Genomic DNA, 22,758 nt, shown 5'->3' with positions numbered 1-22,758 from the left:
GCGAAGCGGATCGTCGATAGCGCACTTGCTTTGGAAGCCAGCTTCGGTTCGCCAATGGCCGAATATGCTTACCTAGCAGCATCGACGAGCATCAGTTCGATTGCACTCTGCCGGGACTGGCGATCCAGGGTGTAGGTGTTCCGCCTGAACTCGGCGCCCTCGAGGAGGGCCTTCACGTAACCGGACACAGTGTCCGCAGCCATGATCAGCGTAGAATCCAGCGTGTGGACATACTTGCTCGTGACCGATCCCTTGGCATGCCCGATGAGCGCAGCGATAGTAATCTCCGTGAAGCCAAGGTCGTTCGCGATGCTCGCGAAACTGTGCCGGAGCACGTGAGGGGTGACGTCCCAGAGCGGCGTGTCCTTGAACAGCTTCTTCCAGCTCTGCGGGAAGTTTCCGACTGCATTGTCGATGCCCTGGCCGGGAAAGACATAGGTGCCCGTTCTCTGCCGCCGCTCCTCCTCTAGATACTCCACGACGGGAAGCCCAACCGGACGAACCGAGGAGCCTTCCTTGCTGTCGATCAGCCGCAGGCAGCTCCCATCGAGATCGACCTCGCTCCATTTGAGATTGACGATTTCGCCGCGCCGGCAGCCTGTCACCGCAATCAGACGGAGGATTTCGGCATGTATCCTGTAGCGGTCGCTCTCCTGCGCCTCCTTGAGAATGCCGCCCAGAACCCTGTATTCGGCTTCGCTGAGCCGACGGTCGCGGACCTGATACTTCGGCTTGCGGAGACCGTGCGTCGGGTTGTGCTCGATCACCCCAGCTTCCACTGCGTATGAGAAGATTCCGCCAAGCAGGCCCATCGTCCGGATCGCGGTGCCACGGCCGCCACGAACGATGGCCTTGCCGCGCAGCTTTTCGGTTTTCATGGTCACGCGTGTCTTGCCGGCGATGATGTCCTTCATCAGATTGTTCATGTCCGGCTTCGTGATGTCCCGCACACGTCGCGTCCCGAGAAGGGGAATGATGTGCCTGCGGATACGGCCGACATCGGTGGCGATGGTGGTATCCTTCTTAGGGCGGCCGCCTTTCCCCAGGATGAGACCGGCTTCCATGTCGGCGATGTACTGTTCGCAGAGCTGCTTGATGGTCAGCGCCTTGCGGTCTTCCTCGCGCTCTTCAGCAGGATCACCGCCATGGGCGACCTGTCCAAGCAGGGCCTTGGCTTCGCGGCGCGCGGTCTCGGGTGTCCAGACGCCATGAAGGCCGATCGTGTAGCGACGCGAGCGGCCACGAGACCGGTACTGGACGATGTAGCTGCGCTTGCCCGAGGAATAAACGCGAAGACCGAAACCGGGAAACTCGTCGTCCCAGACGACGTGACCTTTGCTCTGCGGCTCGACGGTCTCTACGAACCGTTTGGTCAGTTTGGTCATGCTCCCGTCCCTCGGAAGCCCCGATTTCGAGTAAGCACCACGCAAGCACGCGGGCGGAAATCAAGGCGTATTCTCGGATAGAGACTTCGGAGAGCAAATTCTGAAAATCAATGCATTTCAGGTAGTTATCGTGCTCTGGCGTACCCTATCGTGCAATTCGGATAGGCCCTTAGACCAGCTCCGAAGGCAGAGGTCACAGGTTCGAATCCTGTCGGGTGCACCATCTACGCCAGATAATTCGCTGAAAGAATTGCGCATTCGGGCGAGTTCGGAATTTCATACCCCCAGCTTATCCCCCAGGACAGGCGGCCACTCGCGGCTCTATGCGAAATGGCGAGATGACAAAATCTGCGAACTCACGGCTTTAATGGGGCTTGGGACGTCGGTCGTCTTAGGAGACATACTCAACCTCGTACTTCAAATGTCTGCCGCGATGATAGTTTTAGCTAGAGACGAGAAATTGCTAATCAATCAATGAATAAGCAGGTCGATGAATGATCAACCATGTACCTGTCACACGTAGCTTTTCCCTCGTGACGAAGACCGAAAATGATCACGACGGTGAGTTCGATATCCAGGCCGGACTGATCGAAAGACGCCTTCGAGGCTGGAACGACATTGAGCAAGAGTACCGCGCCGTGATCCTGGCTCCTGCCGGCGGCGGGAAAACGCATGAGATGCGACAGCGCGCCGTTGACATGTACAGTCGCGGGCGATCGGTGTTCTTCCTGCCTATCGAGGAAATCGAGGACGATTTCGACGACGCTTTCGAAATCGGGGATCGTGAAACCTTCGAAGCTTGGTTGACGAGCACTCGCGGACAGGAAGCATGGTTCTTCCTCGACTCCGTCGACGAGGCACGACTCAAAGACCCCCGCACATTCCAACGCGCCATTCGTCAATTCTCCAAGCGAATATACGGTGCCCGTAATCGCGCTCATATTTTCATCTCGAGCCGTCCGTACGCATGGCGTGCGCGTACGGACAGGATGATGATCGAGGATCGCCTCCCATTCGTCCCTCTACTTGCAGAAGCGATGGACGGCACCGAGAGCCCTGAGTCATCAGATAAACCGACGACAGAAAGCGCGGTGCGGGTCTTCCAGTTGGATGATTTGGATGAAGTGGGTATTCGTCTATTCGCCAACCATCGCGAAGTCGAGAATGTCGAAGACCTCCTGGCTGAGATCGAGCGGCTTGACCTATCCGTACTGGCAGGCCGTCCCTTCGATCTCGAGAGCTTGATTGCGAAATGGAAGGTAGACGGTCGGCTGGGCACACGCCTCGATCTCCTCCGTCATGCGATCGACAGCGCGCTCGGCGAAATTAACCCGGATCGACACCAGCTTGCGCCTTTAAACTTGAACCGCGCGAGAGAAGGCGCACGCGCTTTAGCCGCAGCCGTCCTAACGAGTGGGATGCCAGGCATTCGGGTGCCCGGCGCTGATCAGGAAACGAAAGGCATAGACGCCGAAGTCGTTCTGGGCGACTGGGCTGTCGGTGACGTTCAGACCCTCCTGCAGCGTGGCGTCTTCAACGATGCCCTCTACGGGATAGTTCGGTTTCGGCATCGTGAGGTCCGCGAGTTGCTGGCGGCTGAGTGGTTCTCCGGGCTACTCGAGAACGGTGGCTCGCGCCGGGCGATCGAGGGTCTGTTCCTTCGTGAACGTTACGGCGAATGCGTCCTGACACCACGCTTCAAACCGCTGCTCCCATGGTTTGTGCTTCTCGACCGAGACATTCGGCAGCGCGTCTCCGCCATGCAGCCAGAGGTCGTTATCAACGGAGGCGACCCCGCGCAGCTCCCGCTTGATGAGCGTCGGCAGCTCCTCGATTGTGTATTGGAACGGATCGCCCAGGATGTGGACGACCACTCGGCTCGCTTCAATGCGGCGATCGTCCGGATCGCTCAGGAGGATCTGGCGGCGGATGTGCTTCGGCTAATCGAGATGCATAAAGAGAACGATGACGCGATCTTCTTTCTAGGTCGAGTAGTCTGGCAGGGACGCATGGTTTCCTGCCTGCCGCTTCTTGCCGACATCGCCTTGGACGCGGCGCGTGGGATTTACGCCCGGATAGTATCAATCCGCGCAGTCATGACATGCGGATCCCGCCAGGAAGGCGACCGCGTTTGGAATGGAATCAATGCGTCGAATGCGATGCCCCGCCAGGTACTGGCCGAGCTAGTAAATAATGCAGCCCCGGATGCCGGATCTGTTGATTGTCTACTTACCTCCCTCAAGAAAGTTGACGCAAGCAGTCGTTCAACAATAACGGGGTTAAGCTCCTCTCTTCGTGCGTTCATCGATCGACTGCCGATCGCGGGGGGTAATGGACAGCGGCCACCACTTCCGGCATTTGTCGAAGGCGTCAGCCCCCTGCTCGCGCAAGAGCCGCACATAGAGCAGGGTTACTGCAAGGTTTCGCAGAACTACGCGTGGCTCATGAGCGCAGCCGGTCGCGCCGTGGAGCGAATGGTTGTGGCGCGCCACGACGGGGCATTCAGTGAGGCGGCGACTTGGATCCTCCAAAATACGCCAACCGCACGGTGGTGGGGCGTAGGCGAGCTGGACTCTAGAAAACAAACGTTGAGCGAGAGCGTGCCGGCTTGGTCGGACTTGAACGACGCTCTTTTCTGGAAGGACGTGGACGTCAAACGTCAAGAGCTCCTACGCGAGCAAGGGGGAGCACTAACGGACGTCTGGCCCATTCTTCGCCTGGAGCATTTTTGGAGATACAGGCCCGCTGACTTAAATCGTGTGAAAGATTTCGTGTGTGATCGCCCGGAGCAGGGCGACCGCCTGATCGCCTTATCGCTGGCCTTCCACATCTGCATTCAAGCCGATAACACCGAACAACAGCTCGCAGAAGTCGAGCAGTTTCTGAAATTCGACAAAAATCTTGCAGATTTATTCCGTGATATGCGAGAAGCGCGAGAGCGGTTTCTGTCTGAGGAAGCTGACCGGGGCCCAAGTGAGGCTGAACGAGAAGTCAGGAAAATTTACGAGGAGCAGGTAAGGAACCGCGCTGAACGGATCACCCGCCTTCAGGAGCGACCTTCTTATTTGGCCAGACCTGCGACGCTCACCCCTGGAGGGCTAACGCAATACCAACAATGGCTCTTGGAGGAAGCGCGAAGAGCTGCACCGGACAGGAATCGGTTATCCATCCCAGAGTGGCAAGTGCTGATTTTGGAGTTTGGGGATGCCGTTGCTCGCGCGTTCCGGGATGCAGCCGTGGCCCATTGGCGAGACCACCGTCCGGATATCTATTCAGAGGGCCGATCCGGAAATAGCATACCATCCACCGTCATATTTGGTTTGACCGGCATTGAGATCGAGGCCGCCGAGGCGCCCGACCTGTTTGTATCCCTCAGCGACGCGGAGGTTCGCCACGCACTGCGATACCTCAGCTGGGAGATAAATGGCTTCCCTAACTGGGCGGAAGCCGCACACATAAGACGTCCGGCGGTAATGATTGAAGCAGTGCTAGCCGAGGCTTGCTGGGAATTGGCGGCCGATCCGACCTGCACCGCCACCGCCCACATTCTGCACGATATCGTCTATCACGCACCTTGGCTGCATGCGGGTTTGGCGAAGCCGCTGCTGGGATGGTTGCGTGGGAACAATGTCTCTAACCTCCCGTCCTTGCAGCATGCTTTGACGATTATCGCCTATGGGGATGTAACTGCAGATACCTTGGCATCGCTTGCGAAGGAAAAAGCAATGCATGCGGCAAGCGAGCAGCGCCCGCTTTGGTACGCCACGTGGGTCGATACCGACGCCGAAGAGGCCATCCCCCAACTTGCGGCTTGGTTGAAGAGCCAGTCGTCAGATGAAGACGCAGTAAGAGCAGCGCAGGAATTTCTGACGTCGTTGCTCGGCAACCAATTTTCTGAGAGGGCCGGATCGCGGGTGGGAAGCTTCCGGAATGCGGAACACCTTGGATGTCTCTACGATCTCGCATGTTGCTACGTCAGGAGGGAACACGACATAGATCGGCCCGACGGAGAGGCCTATTCGGCCGAACTTCGCGATCACGCGCAGTATGCTCGAAGTAAGTTACTTCATCTTCTCGCTGAAATACCTGGAAAGCCAACACATACTGCGCTGATAAAACTGGCCGGCCAAGAGCCTGAAGCGTGCCATAGTAAATGGCTTCGTCGCCTCGCGCGCCAGAGGGCGGAGCGGGATGCCGATCAAGTTTCCTGGGCTGCTGCCGATCTGCGGCAGTTCGGCGTGGACCAGACGCGAACGCCGACTACGCACCGCGAGTTGTTTGATGCAACCGTGCAGTTGCTGCACGACCTCAAGGACTGGCTGGAACGCGGAAACGAAAGCCCCTACCGTACATGGGCGCGCGCCGACGACGAAGGCGAGATGAGAAATCTGATCGTCGGGAGATTGAATCAGGAAGCCAAGGCTCGGTTCACTTGCGCCCAAGAGAACGAGTTGCCTAACAGGCAGCGCACGGATATCTGGACCCAGATCCCCGCGGCCTCTGCCGTTCCAATAGAATTGAAACTTCTCGACAAGGGCTGGTCTGGCCCCGACCTTTGTGAGCGACTTCGCAACCAACTAGCTGGCGATTACCTTCGCGAGGAGAGGGGCGGTTGCGGAGTGATGCTGCTTATCCGTCAGAACAAAACCCAGTCATGGCGAATCGGTGGTGGCAAAGTCGACATAGATGGTCTTCGTGAAGCTCTGTTGGCACACTGGACAGAAGTTTCTCCTCGCTTTCCGAATGTAGAGGACATAGAGGTTATTATCATTGATCTAACGGTACGCGATCAGCGTTCGGTGCAGTAGTCGTGACGCTGAACTCTGTGAGTTCGTATACTTCTTTAAATTAAAAATACTGGAAGCCTTCTTCGCGAGAATGGTCTCTGTTTCGCAGAAGATGTTTATCCGCCGGACTCCGGTCTTTCATTCCGCGGTGAGCATGGAGCCGGCTGAGGCGAACTGCTTGCGAAACTGCCTTCAGGAGCTCGACTTAATATGCTCGGGCGCCGGGCAGGAGATTGGCATTTTGTCGAAGTGGACGACGGTCGGCGAGGATGGGTCTCCTGGAGGTCGCGGCGGTGGATCAAATGCGTGGGCATCGGAGACTGATGCTGGCGCCGCATTGCACCCGCAGGGGCGTGTACATGATGCACTTACCCCTTCTCAGCACACCACCTGCCGCGCCCCGAGCTTAAGAAAGAGCACGGTCGCAATGCCCTCGGCGGCGGGCACGGCGCGCCGGTTGAGCTTGACCATTTCGTGTATTGAGACGAGGTCGACGTCGTCCATCACTTCGAGCCAGTGCCCGCGTTCCGCTCGTAAGCAGCGTGATGCGCTAGGAGAACGTCTGAAACGGCCTTGGTGATGGGAGCGACGAGCGCGAGCTCGCGGCTCTCACTTTCGTTCTCGAGGATGATGGTCAGGAGGTCACGAAGATGCGCCTCTACATGAGCGGCAAGGAGCTTCGCCAGCGTGGCGCCGGCCTTCGTGCAGCGCGGCCGGGATGTCGCGTTGAGCGGCAGGATCGTCACGTCGAAGTCGGCAACGATGTCTGAAAGTAGCGCGGGACGACGGCCTCGCGTCGCAGGGGCGGAAGGCTCCACGAGCGGAGCCACGTTCACTTTCACGCCGCGGATCTGCGCGGCTATGGCGGACGGAAATGCATATTCGACTCGCCTTGGATTTTCGTGTGTGCTCAGCGGAAAAGCAGGGAGAGCCACCATGGGAACGCTGAAGCCAGCGTCTTTCGAGGCCGAAGACGGCGCCGTTCTGATGAAGCTGCGTGATGAGAACGGCGACGAGCACACCGTCCGTCTGTCACCGATAGAGGTCGGCCTCGTCGTCTCTGGCCTTTATGGCGCTAACGCCAAAGCGTTGGCGCAAACCCCGTCGCAAGCGCCCGAATTCACCCTGCCGATCCATGAACTACAGATCGCGGATACTCAGGATAACAAAGTGCTTCGTGTCAGCGTAACTGAGGGCCTTTCGGTGGATTTTTACACCCCGAAGACCACCGAACTTGCACTTGCTCTGGAGCTATTTTCAGAGGCGATGGCCAGTATAAAACGCCAGACCCCTCGACCCTTTGGTGGCTCGACCGAACACTAGCTACCCACGTGCACGGCTCGGTGCGATCAAGGATACGCTGCCCGATACCTTGATGGACCATCAGCCGAACCTCTCCTGTGCGCCCTGCATTCGCCTCAGAAGCGGAGCACCCTGCATCTGGCTGTCGTACCGGCGGATGCCTTGGCTGGTGATCTGCCGGCTCTCACTCTGCGCGACTTTCTTGACGTAGCCGCGCAAGCCGCCGTCGTCGTCGATGGTTACGCCAACGGAGACGTTGACACGACCGCCATTCTGCCCTCCACCGGAAGGCATTGCCCGCCCCATCTGCGCAGCGTTCGCGATCCTGCCGTTGACGCCGGGAAAGAACCGCTCTGGCCCGTGCTCACCAACTGTATAGCCCTGCCCCGCTTTGACCGGCCCGCCACTGGCGCGACCGGGGAATAGGGCACCGGCGAGGCCGCCGCCGAACAGTCCGCCAAGCGGCCCGCCGCCGAACAGCGCCCCCTGGATCGCCATGTTCGCGAGCTGGCGGATGAGGCCCTTCACCGCATCGCCTGCCTTGGCGCTGCCGTCCGCGATGGACGTGACCGTGTCCACGATGGGCTGGCCGACGCCAACGAACGCACTCTTCATCTCTGCAGAACGAGCGAGTAGCACTTCCTCCGCAGCAATGGCGGATTGCGGGGCGCGCTGCACTTCAAACAGAGCCGCGGCCTTCGAACGGATCGCAGCTTCCATCTCAGCCGTGACTGTCACACCTGCCGTCTCAAGCTGGTTCAGCTTCTCGCGAACAAGCGCCTCTTGATTGATCGCCGCTGTCACCTCATCGCGGGTGAACTTGCCCGTCTCCAGCATCTCGCGTTCAAGGCCGGCCATTTCCAGTTGCTCGGCAAGCTGCGTGTTGACGGCGGCAATAGCGTCCGCCTGCCGCTGGCGCGCCGCCTCTTGTTCCTTGGCGAGGGCGAGTTGATCGCGTGCGGCCTCTGCCGCTTCCTTTGAGCGCTTGGCGACAATCTCGCGCCGATCCGCAGCCATCGGCGGCAACGCGGGCCGCCCGCCGTTTGCGTTCGGCTCGACATGCCACGGCTCGTGGTTCATCGGGAACCGCAAGCCGAATTGCCCGGCGTTGTCGTGCGCCCATTTGCGGGCCGCATCATCCCCAAAGCCGAGATCCGCAGCGACCCCGAGATTGTGACGAGACCGGCCAGGGGGCGCCACCCACTTTCGCGCGGCTTCCTCGCTGCCGTATTTGCGGACCGCGGCATCAAACAGTTGCTTCTGACGCTCGACAGAGCGAAACCCCGAATTGACCTTGATGGAGTGCCCGGCCTCTTTGGCCGCTTCCGCCATGCTCCGCAGCGCCGCTTCAAAGCCGCTATCGAGGCCGTCGATATTGCCCAAATTGACGGGCGCTTTGCTCGCGCTCGCGCCACCCGGCGTGACGGTGACGCTCGTCATTCCGCTGCGCATGTCGGACAGCGCCGATTCTGCCTTTTCAAGCTCCTCACGGATGCCTGCGGCGTATTCTTTCGCCATGCGCAGGCCAGTGATGCCTAGTTGAGCCTCTGAAAGCCCGGCCTGTGCGTTGGCCCTTTCAAGCTCCCCACGAAGGCTTGCAACCGCTTGCTCTTGTTCGGCAATCTGAAGGTTGGGCGCCGTGAGAGTGAGGCCGCTTGGACTTGCCCCGCTAAAGTGGAGAGGCATTTTCTCAGCGTGACACAGTTCGCTCGAACTGTGCGGGCTGATGTAGTTGAGCGCGGAATGGCGCCTGACGGGGTTGTAGAAGCCGTCGATATAACGGGCAATGGCCTGAGTGGCTTCGGCACGGGTGTAGAAGACAGTGCGCCAGACAAGCTCGGATTTGATTGTCTTGAAGAACGTCTCGACCATGGCGTTGTCGTAGCAATTTCCCTTGCCCGACATGGAGATACGGATGCCGTGACGGCGTAGCTCGGCCTGGTAGTCGACAGAGCAATATTGGCTGCCGCGATCGGAGTGATGAATGAGCCCCTCCGGTGGACGCCGCAGGACGATGGCCTTTTGCAGGGCTGCGAGTGCCAGATCGCGGTGCAACCGATCATCGACCGCCCAGCCGATTACGCGGCGGGAGAACAGGTCGATCACCACGGCCAGATAGAGCCAGCCTTCCCGCGTCCAGACGTAGGAGATGTCGACGCCCCATTTATGGTTCGGCGCCGTTGCCTTGAAGTCCTGATCGATGATGTTCGGCGCGATCGGCCAGGCGTGCTGGCTGTCGGTCGTGCGTTTGAACCGCCGCTTCTGACGGGCGCGCAGGCCATTCTCGCGCATCAGTCGCGCCGTGCGACGGCACCCGATGGTCATACCATCATCCTGCAACTCACGCGTCATGCGGGGGCTGCCATAGGTGCCGTTCGACAAGCTGAATGCCGAACGGACATGCGCGAGCATCACCATGTCGTCGCGTTGGCGCCGGCTCGCAGGCCGGTCCTTCCAGGCAAAATAGCCGCTCTGGCTGACGCCGAGCACTTGGCAAAGGCGATGCACGGGGAAATCCTTCTTCGCCTGATCGACGAGCGCGAACCTCATCGACTTCCCTCCCGGGCGAAAAAAGCGGTGGCCCGCTTCAGGATATCGCGCTCCTGCCGAAGGATCTCGTTCTCCCGCCGGAGCCGCTTCAACTCGGCAGCCATGTCTGCCGGCGGCGACCGGTCAGGCATCTCTGCCACACGGTCTCGCTGACGCCCGATCCAGCGCACCAGCGTCGACAGCCCGATGCCCAGATCTTCGGCCACCTCCCGCTGCGTTCGCCCACTGGTCACAACCAGCCGCACCGCTTCGTCTTCGAATTCCTTCGTAAATCGTCTCTGCTTTGTCATCGAGTTCGCCTTTCACCTCAGGGGAACTCTCCACTTTTCTGAAGCAAGTCCAGCTTGTGTCCGAGAAGCCGTTGCGGATCATCGATTCATTCAGGCGCTGAAGCGGTTCGGAATTGCCCAGCGCGTTCATGAAGCGTTGAGCCGAGCCTTCCCATTCGCCGATCTTGTCGCCGATTTGCCCAACAGCGTCGCCGAACTCGACAAGCGCGCCCTTCATGCGGTTGGAGATCACAGACGTGATCTCCTGGAAACGGCGGTCTAGTTCGGCGGCCTTCTCTCCCACCTCATCAGACAGCACAACGCCAAGCTCGCGCGCCCTTGCAATGCTCTCTCTGATCTTTTCCGAACCGGCGTCGAGAAGCTGCACGAATTGCTCGCCACCAGTGCCGCCAAAAAGCTCGTCAAACACACGAATTTGCCCGGCGCGGTCGAGTGACTGCGCGCGATCCATGATTTCCAAGAGAAGCTCCGGCGTATCCTTCAGCTTCTCCTTGAGCGACTGCGCACTGTAGCCAAGCCGCTGGAACGCCTCCGCAGCCGAGCCTTTGCCGGTCACGATGAACTCGTCAGCGCGAAGCTGCAGCTCTTTGAAGCCGCCCGTCAGCGCGTCGATGGAAACCCGCTCACGCGCAAACGCGAACTTCAGCTCTTGGAACGCTTGGAACGAAAGGCCCGCCCGTTCCGCCTCAGCTCGCATTTCAGCGATGGACGAAGCAGCCTCATTGATCTCCCGCACCCCCGCGGCGATGCCAGCCCCACTGAGGATACCCACACCAGCGCCGATGCCTAACCCGCCCATCGTGCTCGCTACCGCGGTGCGCACCTGGGAGAACTGCGCGATGATCCGCTTGTTGGAGCGCTCGAAGTCGTTGGCCATGGCATCCGCGGCGCGGCGCGAGGAGCGCTGCACCTGCCGCATCTCGCCGTCGACTTTTGACTGCATCTTCGAAACGCGCGTTCAACCGTCGCCATAGAGCGTTCAAAATCCTTCACGCGACCTTCAATCAGGATCGCCAGCCTTTCTTCATCGTTCGGCATTCTCCGTAGTCCCTTTTAGTTGAAATACTTCGTCAACGTTTCGTCGTCGTCATCGTCTGGCGCCGTCACCCGGCAGCGATCGGCAGGCGTAGCGCCCAGCGCGCTCAAGCACATTCGCAGTTGAGCAAGCGCGTTGACGCCCATGTCCGGATCGGCGACCAGCCGCGCGGAAAGTCTGGCCGTGACTTCAAGGATTTTGCGGTCGGATCGGCATAACCAGGGCAACTCGTCCGCAAGCTCATCCCATGCCGTAACCTCAGCCTCGCTTAGACGAGACGGCGGCGCCCCGAGCGGACCGGGTCTTGATGCCTTGCGAGCCCGGTTAGGGTTCTTTGCGAACGCCCCCTTCGCCTCTTGAAGGTCTGCGGGCTTGCGCGGTCTTGGCATGGTGTAAACCCTCATGCGTCATTTTGTGGACGTGGAAGTTATGGTTCCCCGCCGGCCCTGTATCCGGTCGCGAGAAACCTGTTCGCGGCCCCCCGCCCAGCTTGTGCTAGCCGTTAGAAAAACTTGCCAATTAGCATTGGGTGACCTCGACGCCGGTCCTGCTGGTGTCGCCGCTCTAGGCCAAGTCGCCCCCCCCCCCCGTCTCCGCCCTTCAGTGCGACGCGACCATCTCACGCCATGCAGCGTCAACGGCATCCCGCATCGCCTCGCGTAGGTCTGCGATAGCCTCGCGCTGTTCCTCTCCAATTGCGCGCGCTTCGTCAGGTAGACCGCCCTGGAGTTCAACCATCTCTTCAGCTTCGAGAACGATGCGCTCCTCCACCGCTTCTAGCGCGGCATCAACGCGGGCGTAGGCTTCCTCTCTGGTGATCGTCACTTGGAGCACTCCTGTGTGGGCGGGGCTGACTTCACAGCCAGTTGCCAGCCGTCGCCTTTGCCTGGGATCGCGCCCGGCTCAACGTCTTGAATGGCAACCCACAGAGCACCGCCGTGGGTGACGGCAGCGTTCCGCTTGTAGCCGAGCGCCCGCTGATAGACGCCAGAGTAGTGAAGTGCCCTGGATTCAAAGAACTTCACTCTGCTCTCGAAACCCGCCATGCGCTCTAGGATCGGGCCGAGCTTGCCCTCCACATACTCCCGGATAATCGCGGCTTGCGCACGGGCGTATTCAGTTTGGTCCATGCTTATGACTGCCTGTCTTGCGAGGCGGGGTGCAGCCTTATCGCCTCGGGCACACGCCCGGGGTCAATCGCTTCGAGGCGCTCAATGATCGGCGCCGCAGTCATCTCGACATATTCGCGGATGACGGCGGCAACTTCGTGGAGGACGTTTTGCGCCCCCGGTAAAAGCTGAATGCTCACGGCTTCTCCTTCACGCCTTGCCCCGCTTCGGCTTGGCTGCGGCGAAACAGGCTTGCGCAGCGTTGAGGTGCCCCAGGATGTGCGGTACCATCACAATAATGGGTTCATCGAGCCGAAAGCCGGCTGCCTTTGCTTTGCTCTGAAGCGTGACAGACAGCGCAAGGAACGTCTTGAGGTCGTCCACTTCTTGCCCGAACCGGCGCGTAAGGGATTCGGTGTAGCGCCCCATCACATCGTTGAGCTGGTCGCGCACCCGTTCGCGGTGTTCCCGTTCGATTGCCGCCTTGCCCTCCGCCGCCTTGCGCTCCTCCACTTCCGTAGCCCGCAGAGCCTCCGCGAGCGCATCGAGCTGCGAGTGTGAGATTGCCGGCGCTTGGCCTGCCGGCGTTGCCGCATGGGTCGAGCGTGCGGCCTCGTATTGCTTCGACGCCTCGGCCCGCGCCGCCTCCGCACGTTCAAGCGCTGCTTTCGCGCCGCTCAGCTCGGCGGGATCCGGCGGCACGCGCATCGCCTTGAGCAGCGTTTGCCAGTTTTCTTGCGTCGCCTCAGTCATCGCTCGGGCCTCGTTGTTCATGGGCCGAGGATACGCCCTCGCTCAGCGCGAAGAACGTAATGCGTCACGCAAAACTTCTGCGATCGCCCGCGTTAGACTCTCGAGGTCGTCACCGTCCGTAACGCCCAAAGCGCCAACATCAAAAAGGCGCTCGATCATGCCGTCATTCACCGGGAGAGGGACGATTTGGATTCCGTCGCGTTGCCGCTGCCGATAACGAGCTTGCCGCCGGGCGGCCGACGAGCGCTCCGCTTTCGCGATCTCAGAAACCTTCGCCAAATCGGTGGATGAGGATCGATCAGCCAAGCCGCATCTCCTGCGCCAGGCGGGCAACGCGATCGGCGAGGTCGAACAGGCAGCCCACGGTGGCGTCTGCCTCAGTCGCTGCCTCCCATCGATTTCTCAGTCCACATTGCCCCGCCTCAGTAGTCCGCACCCACAAAGGGGGTGCGGCAACTGCGGCACTGGGGCAGGCACGGTGCCCTGGTTGTGCCCCAGTAGAACTGCGGCAACTGCGGCAAGGGCTCATTGTCCATTCCCTTCATGGGGTGCTGAGGGCACATCCGTCACCGGTGCAAGGAACGGGTCTGGCTTGCCGGGGACGATGAACTTCTTAGCCATCCGCTTCTCGTCAAACCCATCAACTACCTTCAGGGCGCCGGACTTAAGCCACATGGCGAGGGACGCCTTCACGCGCTTCCTGTCCGCCGGGTTCTCCAGTTCCGCGCCGATCACTTCGGCAATCATGCGCCCGATCCAGGCCGGAGACTGCACCGCCTCGCGATAGCGCTCCGGCCCTTCCTTCTCACCAGCACGCCGCACAACCTCGTCCAGGTGCGTGACGGTGATGCCAGACGTCGGGTTGGGCAGGGTGAAGGGTGTAACGACGCCCACGTTGTCGCCGTTCGGCAGGTTGATCGAGGCGTGGGCAAACCACTGGGAAGCCTCGGCCCGTGGCGCATAATTCGCCTTGCCGTTTGTCGCGCGGAAGTAGCGCCAAGCCTCCTTGAGGCCGAAGGCGACCGCCTCGTCTTCCGTCATCGGGTTGAGGGCCCTAGCGGCGCGGGCCGCATTCACAAGTGCGCTGGCACCGCGGGATGCCTCCACCGTCGCCTCTACACCCCGCAGCTTGGTCGTGTGATGCACCAAGTGAACAGCGCACCCCGCATCGTTCGCGACGCGCGCCCACTCTTTCGCCACCAGGTCGATCTGGCCGTTGTCGTTCTCGTTGACGTAGTGGGTCGAGACGAACGGATCGACGACCAGGACGTCCACCTTCAACCGCTTCACCTCGGCAACAATCTGATCCGTAAAGAGGCGCACGATCTTGGCGCCGGTGCGGTCAGCGGTGGCGATGCGGCACGGCATGTCGAAACCGTTGTCCACGACGAGGCCGTCCACATCGCCCTTGATGCCGAAGTGGACGCACGAGGCTTCCAGGCGGCGGTTCAGCTCATCCTGGTCTTCCTCGAGGTTCCACAGCCACACCCGCAGCGGCGTCGGTATAGCGTCGTGCAGGAGCTGGCGGCCCGTCGCCATTGCCAGCGCCTCGGTGGCACCGGTGAGAGCTGACTTGCCGACGCCGCCGGGCGCAACCGTCACCGTCACCTTGCCGCGCTGTAGTAAGCGGCCGTAGAGGAACTGACGTGCAGGCATGGTCAGCAGGTTCTGTCGCTTCCAAGGCGTGCCAACAATGCTCTTTCCCGCGGCGGCAGTGGGCTGCCCACCCGCCCGCCCCGCCGTAGCGGGGCGATTGACTTCGACCTTTTCCATGTCGGGCTGCTTCACGGCGCCACCTCATGGTGGCCGCACCAGTTTTCTCGGAGGACGACCGGCCACACGGCGCCTCTATCGAGAGCAGCCTGTAAGCAGATCGGCGCCCGTTTCCGGCATTCGCCAAACCGGTTTTTGGGAGTGAGCCTGCCGACAAGGTGAGCCGGAATTATCTCCGGGGCAAACCAGCGGCAATTCGTGCAGCAGGGAGACGTGCTCATTCCATCGCCTCCGCAAGAACACCGGCCATTGCCGTGCAGGCCGCGCCGAAGTAAAAAGACGGTGCTTGCCGCACATTGATATCGTCTGCGACGCCTCCGGATGCCGGTCCGGGGGCGTTTCGCATGTCAGGAGGCTTTCTCATTCGGCCTCCGGTCTTTGCCGCGGATCTCGACTCCCCAGCTGTCCAGGCGCAGTTTGAAGGCTTCCTGGCTCGCGTAGAGCGCGGCATCGGCGTGGCAGTCGAACTCGCGGTGAAGGAGGCCGTAATCGTCGACCACGACCCACGTGTCGGGGCGATCTTTCAGCCGTCCGATTTCGATCTGAACTGCATCCATCACAACGCCCTCGCGCGGATCAGTTGCGCCTCACGGATCGCCTGGCACGCCTGCTGGGCCGTCAGCCCGAAGTCTTTGCGCAGAGCCGGAACGATCGGCCGAGGGAGTGCGTCCTGAGGCGTGGTCGCGAGCCAGCGGGCCGCCCCGTCTACGGCAGCGACAGCCGCCGAGGGGTGGTCGCCAAATCGAGACTCTGGGCTTGCGCAGTCGTCTGTTGCGGCGGTCGCTGAGTTGCCGCCTGCACCCGGCGCCGGGCATTCCTCCTTTGCCGTCATCATTCGGCACTCTCCGTAGCCAAGCTCTTGGCGAAGGCGACCATGAACGTGGCATCCAGAAGTTCGAGATCCGGGACGTTGGCGATGATGTGGTCCGCGCGGCGGCGAATCTCGTCGAGGTCCTGCGGCCGGTAGGTGCATAGGCGCCAGAGCGCATCGGCCTCGAACTCATGAGCCCGCTTCTGCGCAGCTATCCGCGCTTCCTCCTCCAGCTTCACGGCCGGATCGGTGCGGCGCCGCTCGAATGTCTTGCGGTTCTCGAATTCGGCGAAACGGTCGCATGCTTCGTCTTCGAGAACGCGGATCGTGCTGTCCACCATCACGCCACCTCGGCGTTGCGGCGGGCCACGCGCTGCGCCACCCACTGCTCGATCTCGGAAACCACGAAACTCTTGCGGCCCGGCACGATCTCGACGGGTCGCGGAAACTTTGGCTCCTTCAACAGCTCGTAGAAGGTGCTTCGGCCGACGCCGATCATCTTGTGCGCCTCTTTCAGCGGCACAACGATCGGTCGCAAGGTCTCTGAATGATGGTCCATGACTGCCCTTTTGTGTCCGTGGGACAGTCGCAAACCTGCTTGGACGCGCCCGACTCGTCACGGGCATTCAAATCGGGATTTCGTTACCTGCCGCCAGCCTCCAGCCGCGCCAGCCGCTCGCGCTCGCGCTCGTGAAGGTCTTCTAGTATTCCCGGCCAACGCTTGTTGAAAACCGCCACCCGATCCTTCAGCGCCTCTATGTCTATGTTCCCATACTCTGGTCGGCCCGCCATAGCAGCATAGGCATCCTTCGAACTGAGGCCGCATTGACCGCGAAGATGGTAGTAATCGAGGCCAATACTAAACCAGCGCTCGTGAGGCAGTCCTTTGCGCTCTCCTCGTTTCCGAGGCGGAGCGGTGAGCGCATCGGCGATTGCGTCCCGCAGCTCCGGCACCATCGGATCGCCGCGAAGGATCGCTTCGGCTGCCTTCTCGCGCGCCCTTTCGAAGTCGCGGCGCGTAAGCTCGTGCCGGATCATAGATGCGTAGATGCGGGCGCTGTTCTCGTCCGGCGTCCGGCTCACGATGCGCCCCCACAGAACGCGGCCCATCCATCCATCAGCGCCCGTCGCTTGGCGAAGAAGTCCGACCGGGCATAGGCCCGCTCCACCTTGTCGCCCACCGCGTGTGCCAGCGCGGCCTCGGCGACTTCCCACGGCGCATCGGAACACTCCTGCGCCCACGTGCGGAAGCTGGTTCTGAAGCCGTGCACATCCGCGTTGAACCCCAGCCCCTTGATGAGCTTGGAGAGCGTCATGTCGCTGATGACGAGGCCGCGGGCGGAGGGGAACACAAGCTCGGAGCCGTTGCCCGCGTCCGCGGCCAGATCGATTATGGCGATGGCACGGTCGGAAAGCGGGATGCGGTGCGTCCGACTCGACTTCATGCGTTCGGGCGGAACAGTCCAGACGCGGGCCTTGCGGTCCATCTCCTCCCATCGGGCGCCGCGCACCTCGCCGGATCGGCTCGCGGTCAGCACCAGGAACTCCAGGGCCAGCTTCGTGGTGGAGTGTGCCCCCGACGCATGGACGGCGGCAACGCAGTCCTTCACGTCCGCGTAGGGCAGCGCCTTCCGATGGTTCTTGCCGGCCTCCATCCGAGGAAGTGCGAGGGCCTGCGGCGTCGCCGGGTTGTCGTCCCGAAGCCCTTCGGCGATGCACCACTTGAACACCGCCGACGTGCGGAAGGACAGCTTGCGGCCGATCTCCGGCGTTGCCGCGCGAGCGGCGAGGATGGCCTGTCGGATGTCGGCCGACGTGACGTCCCGCACGGACGCCTCGCCGAACCGCGGGAAGGTCCACTTCTCGTGTGATGCAAGGAAGGCGTCGCGATCGCGCTGGTTCTTCCACGTCGGCGCCAACTCCTCATGAGCGCGTCGGGTCGCTTCGGCGAAGGTGACGGGTTTTGCCTTGCGCCGTTCGGCGAGGGGGTCGATGCCTTCTCGGGTCGCGCGCTTGTTGTCGAGCGCGGCGTCGCGAGCCTCGGCGAGGGAAACCAGCGGCCATGAGCCGAGGCCGATTTCACGTCGCCGTTGTGCGACGATGATCCGTTGCACCCACGCCTTGCGCCCGGCCTTGTCCACCTTCAGGAACAAGCCGCAGCCGGTTCCGTCGTGGTACTTGCCCGGCACTCGCGCGGCCTTCACGGTCGCCACCGTGAGCCGCCCGCCGCCTCGGTGCACCATATCCCCCATCCCCCAATCTATCCCCCAACGCGGGCCGGATAGGTGTGGACGATGATGGATGAAAGCGGACGGCGCAAGGTGACTACGCGCGGAAACCCCTAATTTTCGTGGACGCTTGTGGGCGAAGATGGCCAAGCATGGACGCGGGTTCTATTCCTGTCGGGTGCGCCATCTTACAATCACCCCCGCAAAACGCCTCTAATGCCTTAAAAGGCATGGCGATTTTGGGTGTTCGAAGTCCTTCCCCGCGGCGGTAGGCAATCCGCTCCGAAAACGCCAATCTTAGCACCGTTCGCTTCAGTGCCAGGCTGTCGGGAGCCCATAATTTCCAAGGGTTTGAGAGAAACGATAGCGCGAGTTCGAACGACTCCTCAAAGGTACGTCGCGGCTTCGCTGTTTCGGCAAGCCGTTCGGCGACCACCGCCTGCTCTCGCTGGAGCTTGGCGATTCGTTGCTCGTAGGCCTTCGCGACGCTTGTGTTTGCGGTGTCGACAATCCGGTCTAGCAACTGATCGATCTGCTTTTCAAGATCGGCGAGCTTCGCCTTGATCGACGCCGTGGCCTGGCTGGCCTGCGCCAGCCGTGCGTCCCACGCGTCCTTGAACATGGCGCGCGCCACCGCGACGAGATTCTCGGCCGGACGCAACGCGTGCAGCAGCGCCTCGAAGTCCCCTTCGAGATCGGCGCGGGCGATGGATTTGCGATAGCTTGCGCAGCCCTTTGTCGAGCACAGATAGTAGGGGTAGCGTTTCGTCTTTCCTTTGGACCAGCAGGCTGTCAGCGGGCGCTCGCAATCATCACAGAGGATGAAGCCCCGCAGCGGAAAATCCGCGTTGATGTCCTTCCGCGCGGGCGCTTTCGCCCCCTCCTTCAGCCGTGCCTGAATCCGCTCGAAAGTCGCGAAGCTGATCAGCCCCTCGTGCTTGCCGGGTCGAAGGGAGACGTCCCAGTTCCGTACATCGATGTAGCCGGCGTAGACGACACGGGTCAGAAGCTCATAGACGCGCTGATTGCGGATCAGCCCGCCCGGCATGTCTTTCGGGTAGTCCGGCTGCGCTTCAAGGAAGCGCTTGACCTCCACCTGTGTCTCGAAACGGCCTGATGCGAACCCTTCAAGAGCCTCTGTGAGGATTGACGCGCAGGGCTCATCGCGCACCAGCAAGTTGCCGTGGCCCGCGGTGCGGGCGTAGCGATACCCGACGGGCGCCTGGAATACCCAGTAGCCGTTCAGGGTCCGTGCCCGCATGCGGTTGATTGTCTGCTCGCCGTTTTTCTGCCGCTGATGCTGCGACACCGACGCGAGCAGATTCTCGACCAGGATGGAGTCGGAGTCTTCGCCGAACTCGATCGAAGGGCTCTGCAGGACCCCACCCGCCGCGCCGATCGCGCTGCGGAGCTGAAGGTGGGCATCGAGCCCGCGAGCGAGCCTGGAGATATCGTCGATGATCACGACATGCGGCTCGGCGCGATTGCGGTCGAGGAACGCCAGCATCTCACGCATGCCGGGTCGGTCGATCATGCTGCCGGACATGTCGTCTTTGAAGACGTGCTTGACCTGATAGCCCTTGTAACGGGCGAACTCGCGGCAGCGCGTTTCCTGGGAGGACAGACCATCGCCGCGCGTGGTCTGCTTAGCGCTAGAGACCCGGCAATAGATGACGGCAAAGGCGTATTGAGTATTGGTTTGAAGCAGTTGGACGTTCATCTACACGGTCTCCTTTTCTTGGGCGTTTCTGACCCCGCATTTTACCAGATCGCCGGAATCGCTGCGAATTTTTCCGTCTTCGACCTGTTGAAGCGGATGCACGCCGAAGCCGAGGTCGACGAAGGCGACGATGATCGACCAGAGCGCTTCCAGAAACTGCCCCTTCTGCGCCTCGGTGAGGTCTGAGCCTTCAAGCAGCGCGGCGTAGCGCGCGACATCGAACTCGGCCCGCCGCGCCGCGGCTTGCACCGTCAGCCCGTCGAGAACCTCGATCGCCTCGTTGTCTGTTGTCTTGCCCGCCATGGCGCACACCTCCTTCCATACTGATCGCAGGCGTCATGTGTACGGGCGCGCCAACGAAAAAGCGGGCGCTTTCCAGGAAAGCGGCCCGCTGATTTGCTTCGAATTGTAGTTTTTATTGCTGAGATTGTCAAGAACAAATAAAGAACATCATTTGCGTCGACTGCTCCGTGTGTTTGGCGAGCGACGGGTTGGCGTCGCCGATTCCGGCCTCTCTTCTTCCTCCTCGTGATCGATCAGTTCGTCATAGTCGAAGTCGTACGGGATCACCGGCAGATCGGGCCCAGGCCGGCGCACGGAAAGGATCAGAAGGATAAGGAGCGCCAGCGGCAGCGCGTCCACCGCGATGGCGACACCCCAGGCGAACGGGACCTTCTCGGCATAGCGCATCACCGCCGCTGACCGATCGAGCGGTTCATATGCGGTTACCTCCACCGGCGCGGAGAGATCGAGCCCGCCGGTGGTCGCGTTGCGCAGGCGGCTGAAAATTTGTTCGACCTGCGGAATGCGGCTCGTGGTGGCGAAGCCCGCCATGAGCGATTGTGCATTCAGACCTTCCGCGGCGCGAAGCCCGTTGGAGGCCGCGTTGATCGCGGCGCCGAAATTGTCCTCGTCGCCACGCAAGTTCGCACGGCGTGCCCGCTCGATCTGCTCGCGAACCTGGGCGAGCAGGGTCGGCCGGCGGGCGAGGCTGGTGTCGAACTCCTGCGCCTGCGCCTGAAAAGATCGCGCGACTTGTTCCAGACCGCGGGTCACCGTGCCTGAGCCTGGCGTCCCCGACAGACACCCCTCGCGCACCTCACAAGAGATCAGCCCGTCAATTGCGGTTTGCGCCTGCACCAGCTCCCCGCGAAGGGCTCGATCTCTTTCGCTCTTTTCCGCAAGGGATGAAGCTGCGGCCGTGAGATCGTTCAGCGTCTGGTATCGATGGTGCTGAAGCGCCGTGGCGCCGCCGATGGCCGTTGCCATGAACAGACTCGAAGTCAGCACGTGGGCGACCACGAGCCCGCAGCCCGACGCAAGAAGCCAGCTGTGCTTCGGCCGGTTCTCGGGCGACCTCGCAGCGGTGGCAAGCAGAACATGCCAGGCCCCGGCCAGCGTTAAGGCAAGTGCCACGGCGAGGGCCAACGGGATGATCCACGCGCTCATGCCGCCTTCGCTGCCGAGCACATGTCTTAAGCCGAAGAAGGACGTCAGACCGATCATGCCGCCGACCCCGGCGGCAAGGCGTTGGAAGTTGCCGAGGTTCATCGCATCGATGAGGCGGTTCGCCTCATCGTTCGAAGCTGGACCCGCGGAGAGGTCCAGCCGCTCGACTATGGCTTTGGTTTGCCTATCTCGTGGCCGCCCACCGCGGGGCAGCCGGGGCAATTCATTCATCACGTTCTCCTCCTGGTTCATTGGTGATGGACGGAGTCCTACGGGAGGAGACGGCGACCGCCGGGCGCCTGCTGGGAAGCCGCTGGGAGACTCCTGCGCACCGCATGTGCGTCGGCGGCAATGTCGCAATAAAGCGCGATCAGGCGCAGACGCGGAATGATCCGGCAGTGTGTGCGTGGCAGAAGACCGCTTTCGTCGGCGGCAAGAAAATCGGACATCCACCGGTTTTCTGGATCAGGGAAAATGTGGTGAATGTGCGGGAGTTCGAGGACGCGCCCGCTCGGCCAGAACACTTGAGCTTCGTAGAGAAACACCAGCGTCAAGGCGTCGAGCCATGGAACGCGGGCGATTCCCTTTGCTTTTGCCGGGCGCCAGATCCGCTCGACATAGATTTCAAAGTCGCGGATTTCCCAGTCCGCGAGAACAACATAGTGTTTCATGATGCGCCTCCTTGCGCTGACCACACCGGATTCCGGGCGGAGTCCCGGCTTTTCGGTTGGCGCGCTTGGCGCTTTTCAGGAGGCAAGAAGAGGGTAGAACCGCTGCAAGATGGTTCCAAGACGGCTCAGCGCGAAGTAAGTCGAATTCGACGCGAACGGCTTCTCTCGAAGCGCTAAGCGGTTGATTTTCCGCCTGTCGCGAGTTGGGGGTTTAGCGGAGGGGCGAGTGGCACTGATCGAAGGCATCCGCATTGCGGACGACTCAAGCCAGAGAATTGTCCGCGGTTTTGCCTACGGCGAGCCGATGACCGGCCTTGCCAAAGAGGCCGGGGTCTCCCGCAAGAGCGTCATTTCGATCACCTTGGCGCTTCGTCCGAGGCTCCTTGCGCCACCATTCTTTCGGTGGCACAGCCCCGGCGATCTCTTCAGCACCCATCGCCTCAACTACGAAGAGGTCGTCACGCGTGCCGTCTACGGCGTGATCTCGCTTTGCTACGAGAACAAGCGATGCCGGTCGAACTTCGTGCAGGGCCGTCGGCAGGACCGCATCTGCCGCGGATGCCCGATCACGGCCATATTCGAAGACGAGGAGGCACTTCGCCATGCCGTCGACTTCAACGACACGATCGCCGATTTTTATCGGCGGCTTGGGATTGGTGGCGAACGGGGCGAGGACCGCACCCTCATCATGAAACAGCGGTGGTCGCATACGATGATCGTCGGACGCGCGATGACTGCCTCGGGCGAACTCGAACCTACGATCCCGCAATCCGGCGAAGGGCCGTCGCACGATGCAGCAAAGCTGCACGAGGTTCTGATCGAGGAGCTCAGACAAGATCCGCTGCAGATTTCGCTGACCTGAGACCCCGACTTTCCCGGAAAGCGCCCGGCCTC

The 22,758-nt window shown here is 61.4% G+C and carries 24 protein-coding genes and 2 pseudogenes; 4 read left to right on the top strand and 22 right to left on the bottom strand.

Going from position 1 to position 22,758, the window contains the following annotated elements; all coding sequences use genetic code 11:
* Positions 1-68: 68 nt before the first annotated feature.
* Positions 69-1,385: a tyrosine-type recombinase/integrase gene (locus RDV64_RS01655; RefSeq protein WP_309197555.1), complete on the bottom strand. Its 1,317-nt coding sequence runs from the start codon at positions 1,383-1,385 to the stop codon at positions 69-71.
* 494 nt (positions 1,386-1,879) lie between these two features.
* Here RDV64_RS01655 and RDV64_RS01650 point away from each other — a divergent pair, with 494 nt between their 5' ends.
* Together RDV64_RS01650 and RDV64_RS23805 are read left to right on the top strand one after the other, a co-directional pair.
* On the top strand, positions 1,880-6,193 hold the full coding sequence (locus RDV64_RS01650; RefSeq protein ID WP_309197554.1) for a hypothetical protein: 4,314 nt from the start codon (positions 1,880-1,882) through the stop codon (positions 6,191-6,193).
* Positions 6,194-6,346: 153 nt separating this feature from the next.
* Positions 6,347-6,496 (top strand): SH3 domain-containing protein, encoded by a 150-nt coding sequence (locus RDV64_RS23805; RefSeq protein ID WP_375143847.1) that lies wholly within the window; start codon positions 6,347-6,349, stop codon positions 6,494-6,496.
* 54 nt (positions 6,497-6,550) lie between these two features.
* On the opposite strand, the gene RDV64_RS01645 is transcribed toward RDV64_RS23805, so the two are convergent.
* Together RDV64_RS01645 and RDV64_RS01640 are read right to left on the bottom strand one after the other, a co-directional pair.
* Positions 6,551-6,676: a hypothetical protein gene (locus RDV64_RS01645; protein ID WP_309197553.1), complete on the bottom strand. Its 126-nt coding sequence runs from the start codon at positions 6,674-6,676 to the stop codon at positions 6,551-6,553.
* Positions 6,676-7,002 carry a hypothetical protein gene (locus RDV64_RS01640; RefSeq protein WP_309197552.1) on the bottom strand — a complete coding sequence of 109 codons (327 nt, stop codon included), beginning with the start codon at positions 7,000-7,002 and terminating at the stop codon, positions 6,676-6,678. Before RDV64_RS01640 ends, RDV64_RS01645 begins: the two co-directional genes overlap by 1 nt.
* A 106-nt stretch (positions 7,003-7,108) precedes the next feature.
* On the opposite strand from RDV64_RS01640, the gene RDV64_RS01635 reads away from it, so the two are divergent.
* Positions 7,109-7,495, top strand: a complete 387-nt coding sequence (locus RDV64_RS01635; RefSeq protein ID WP_309197551.1) for a hypothetical protein — start codon at positions 7,109-7,111, stop codon at positions 7,493-7,495.
* Between the two features lie 60 nt (positions 7,496-7,555).
* Here the strand turns inward: RDV64_RS01635 and RDV64_RS01630 are convergent.
* The 19 genes and pseudogenes from RDV64_RS01630 to RDV64_RS01540 all read right to left on the bottom strand — a co-directional run.
* Positions 7,556-8,824, bottom strand: a pseudogene (locus tag RDV64_RS01630) (D-alanyl-D-alanine carboxypeptidase family protein); the annotation flags it as partial.
* A 369-nt stretch (positions 8,825-9,193) separates the two neighbouring features.
* A pseudogene (locus RDV64_RS01625) lies at positions 9,194-10,257 on the bottom strand (IS3 family transposase); the annotation flags it as partial.
* The gene (locus tag RDV64_RS01620) at positions 10,148-11,257 is read right to left on the bottom strand and encodes a hypothetical protein (RefSeq protein WP_309197550.1); all 1,110 of its coding nucleotides are present in this window, start codon (positions 11,255-11,257) and stop codon (positions 10,148-10,150) included. The pseudogene RDV64_RS01625 and the gene RDV64_RS01620, both read right to left, overlap by 110 nt.
* 110 nt (positions 11,258-11,367) lie before the next feature.
* Positions 11,368-11,754, bottom strand: coding sequence for a hypothetical protein (locus tag RDV64_RS01615; protein ID WP_309197549.1), 387 nt, complete (start codon positions 11,752-11,754; stop codon positions 11,368-11,370).
* A 196-nt stretch (positions 11,755-11,950) separates the two neighbouring features.
* Positions 11,951-12,175: a hypothetical protein gene (locus RDV64_RS01610; RefSeq protein ID WP_309197548.1), complete on the bottom strand. Its 225-nt coding sequence runs from the start codon at positions 12,173-12,175 to the stop codon at positions 11,951-11,953.
* Complete coding sequence (locus RDV64_RS01605) at positions 12,172-12,480, bottom strand: hypothetical protein (protein WP_309197547.1); 309 nt, start codon at positions 12,478-12,480, stop codon at positions 12,172-12,174. The genes RDV64_RS01610 and RDV64_RS01605 overlap by 4 nt, the downstream gene beginning before the upstream one ends.
* Positions 12,481-12,482: 2 nt before the next feature.
* Positions 12,483-12,659, bottom strand: a complete 177-nt coding sequence (locus RDV64_RS01600; protein WP_309197546.1) for a hypothetical protein — start codon at positions 12,657-12,659, stop codon at positions 12,483-12,485.
* 10 nt (positions 12,660-12,669) lie between these two features.
* On the bottom strand, positions 12,670-13,233 hold the full coding sequence (locus RDV64_RS01595; RefSeq protein ID WP_309197545.1) for a hypothetical protein: 564 nt from the start codon (positions 13,231-13,233) through the stop codon (positions 12,670-12,672).
* A 21-nt stretch (positions 13,234-13,254) separates the two neighbouring features.
* Entirely contained in the window at positions 13,255-13,518 is a 264-nt protein-coding gene (locus tag RDV64_RS01590; RefSeq protein ID WP_309197544.1) for a hypothetical protein, read from the bottom strand.
* A 219-nt stretch (positions 13,519-13,737) separates the two neighbouring features.
* Positions 13,738-15,000 (bottom strand): AAA family ATPase, encoded by a 1,263-nt coding sequence (locus RDV64_RS01585; RefSeq protein ID WP_309197543.1) that lies wholly within the window; start codon positions 14,998-15,000, stop codon positions 13,738-13,740.
* A 332-nt stretch (positions 15,001-15,332) separates the two neighbouring features.
* Complete coding sequence (locus RDV64_RS01580; RefSeq protein ID WP_309197542.1) at positions 15,333-15,542, bottom strand: hypothetical protein; 210 nt, start codon at positions 15,540-15,542, stop codon at positions 15,333-15,335.
* Between the two features lie 274 nt (positions 15,543-15,816).
* On the bottom strand, positions 15,817-16,137 hold the full coding sequence (locus RDV64_RS01575) for a hypothetical protein (protein ID WP_309197541.1): 321 nt from the start codon (positions 16,135-16,137) through the stop codon (positions 15,817-15,819).
* Positions 16,137-16,355, bottom strand: a complete 219-nt coding sequence (locus RDV64_RS01570) for an AlpA family phage regulatory protein (RefSeq protein ID WP_309197540.1) — start codon at positions 16,353-16,355, stop codon at positions 16,137-16,139. Before RDV64_RS01570 ends, RDV64_RS01575 begins: the two co-directional genes overlap by 1 nt.
* 83 nt (positions 16,356-16,438) lie before the next feature.
* A complete protein-coding gene (locus RDV64_RS01565) occupies positions 16,439-16,879 on the bottom strand; it encodes a hypothetical protein (protein WP_309197539.1) in 441 nt (146 codons plus the stop codon).
* Positions 16,876-18,009, bottom strand: a complete 1,134-nt coding sequence (locus tag RDV64_RS01560) for an integrase arm-type DNA-binding domain-containing protein (RefSeq protein WP_309197538.1) — start codon at positions 18,007-18,009, stop codon at positions 16,876-16,878. Before RDV64_RS01560 ends, RDV64_RS01565 begins: the two co-directional genes overlap by 4 nt.
* A gap of 112 nt (positions 18,010-18,121) precedes the next feature.
* Entirely contained in the window at positions 18,122-19,744 is a 1,623-nt protein-coding gene (locus tag RDV64_RS01555) for a recombinase family protein (protein WP_309197537.1), read from the bottom strand.
* Complete coding sequence (locus RDV64_RS01550; RefSeq protein WP_309197536.1) at positions 19,745-20,047, bottom strand: hypothetical protein; 303 nt, start codon at positions 20,045-20,047, stop codon at positions 19,745-19,747.
* A gap of 147 nt (positions 20,048-20,194) precedes the next feature.
* Entirely contained in the window at positions 20,195-21,424 is a 1,230-nt protein-coding gene (locus RDV64_RS01545; protein WP_309197535.1) for a hypothetical protein, read from the bottom strand.
* 38 nt (positions 21,425-21,462) lie between these two features.
* On the bottom strand, positions 21,463-21,864 hold the full coding sequence (locus RDV64_RS01540; RefSeq protein WP_309197534.1) for a hypothetical protein: 402 nt from the start codon (positions 21,862-21,864) through the stop codon (positions 21,463-21,465).
* Positions 21,865-22,045: 181 nt separating this feature from the next.
* Here RDV64_RS01540 and RDV64_RS01535 point away from each other — a divergent pair, with 181 nt between their 5' ends.
* Complete coding sequence (locus RDV64_RS01535) at positions 22,046-22,726, top strand: hypothetical protein (RefSeq protein ID WP_309197533.1); 681 nt, start codon at positions 22,046-22,048, stop codon at positions 22,724-22,726.
* Positions 22,727-22,758: the final 32 nt, after the last annotated feature.

The organism is Acuticoccus sp. MNP-M23, assembly GCF_031195445.1.
Taxonomy (GTDB): domain Bacteria; phylum Pseudomonadota; class Alphaproteobacteria; order Rhizobiales; family Amorphaceae; genus Acuticoccus.
The sequence above is the reverse complement of the archived record's forward strand: the minus strand, read 5'-3'. Positions and strand labels throughout refer to the sequence as shown.

What these genes read in the sequence shown, in the direction of transcription:
- RDV64_RS01570 (WP_309197540.1), bottom strand. Translation starts at nt 16,355, where the DNA reads ATGGACCATCATTCAGAGACCTTGCGACCGATCGTTGTGCCGCTGAAA.
- RDV64_RS01635 (WP_309197551.1), top strand. Translation starts at nt 7,109, where the DNA reads ATGGGAACGCTGAAGCCAGCGTCTTTCGAGGCCGAAGACGGCGCCGTT.
- RDV64_RS01605 (WP_309197547.1), bottom strand. Translation starts at nt 12,480, where the DNA reads ATGGACCAAACTGAATACGCCCGTGCGCAAGCCGCGATTATCCGGGAG.
- RDV64_RS01540 (WP_309197534.1), bottom strand. Translation starts at nt 21,864, where the DNA reads ATGAAACACTATGTTGTTCTCGCGGACTGGGAAATCCGCGACTTTGAA.
- RDV64_RS01545 (WP_309197535.1), bottom strand. Translation starts at nt 21,424, where the DNA reads ATGAATGAATTGCCCCGGCTGCCCCGCGGTGGGCGGCCACGAGATAGG.
- RDV64_RS01650 (WP_309197554.1), top strand. Translation starts at nt 1,880, where the DNA reads ATGATCAACCATGTACCTGTCACACGTAGCTTTTCCCTCGTGACGAAG.
- RDV64_RS01580 (WP_309197542.1), bottom strand. Translation starts at nt 15,542, where the DNA reads ATGGATGCAGTTCAGATCGAAATCGGACGGCTGAAAGATCGCCCCGAC.
- RDV64_RS01655 (WP_309197555.1), bottom strand. Translation starts at nt 1,385, where the DNA reads ATGACCAAACTGACCAAACGGTTCGTAGAGACCGTCGAGCCGCAGAGC.
- RDV64_RS01620 (WP_309197550.1), bottom strand. Translation starts at nt 11,257, where the DNA reads ATGCAGTCAAAAGTCGACGGCGAGATGCGGCAGGTGCAGCGCTCCTCG.
- RDV64_RS01550 (WP_309197536.1), bottom strand. Translation starts at nt 20,047, where the DNA reads ATGGCGGGCAAGACAACAGACAACGAGGCGATCGAGGTTCTCGACGGG.
- RDV64_RS01615 (WP_309197549.1), bottom strand. Translation starts at nt 11,754, where the DNA reads ATGAGGGTTTACACCATGCCAAGACCGCGCAAGCCCGCAGACCTTCAA.
- RDV64_RS01555 (WP_309197537.1), bottom strand. Translation starts at nt 19,744, where the DNA reads ATGAACGTCCAACTGCTTCAAACCAATACTCAATACGCCTTTGCCGTC.
- RDV64_RS01595 (WP_309197545.1), bottom strand. Translation starts at nt 13,233, where the DNA reads ATGAACAACGAGGCCCGAGCGATGACTGAGGCGACGCAAGAAAACTGG.
- RDV64_RS01645 (WP_309197553.1), bottom strand. Translation starts at nt 6,676, where the DNA reads ATGGACGACGTCGACCTCGTCTCAATACACGAAATGGTCAAGCTCAAC.
- RDV64_RS01575 (WP_309197541.1), bottom strand. Translation starts at nt 16,137, where the DNA reads ATGGTGGACAGCACGATCCGCGTTCTCGAAGACGAAGCATGCGACCGT.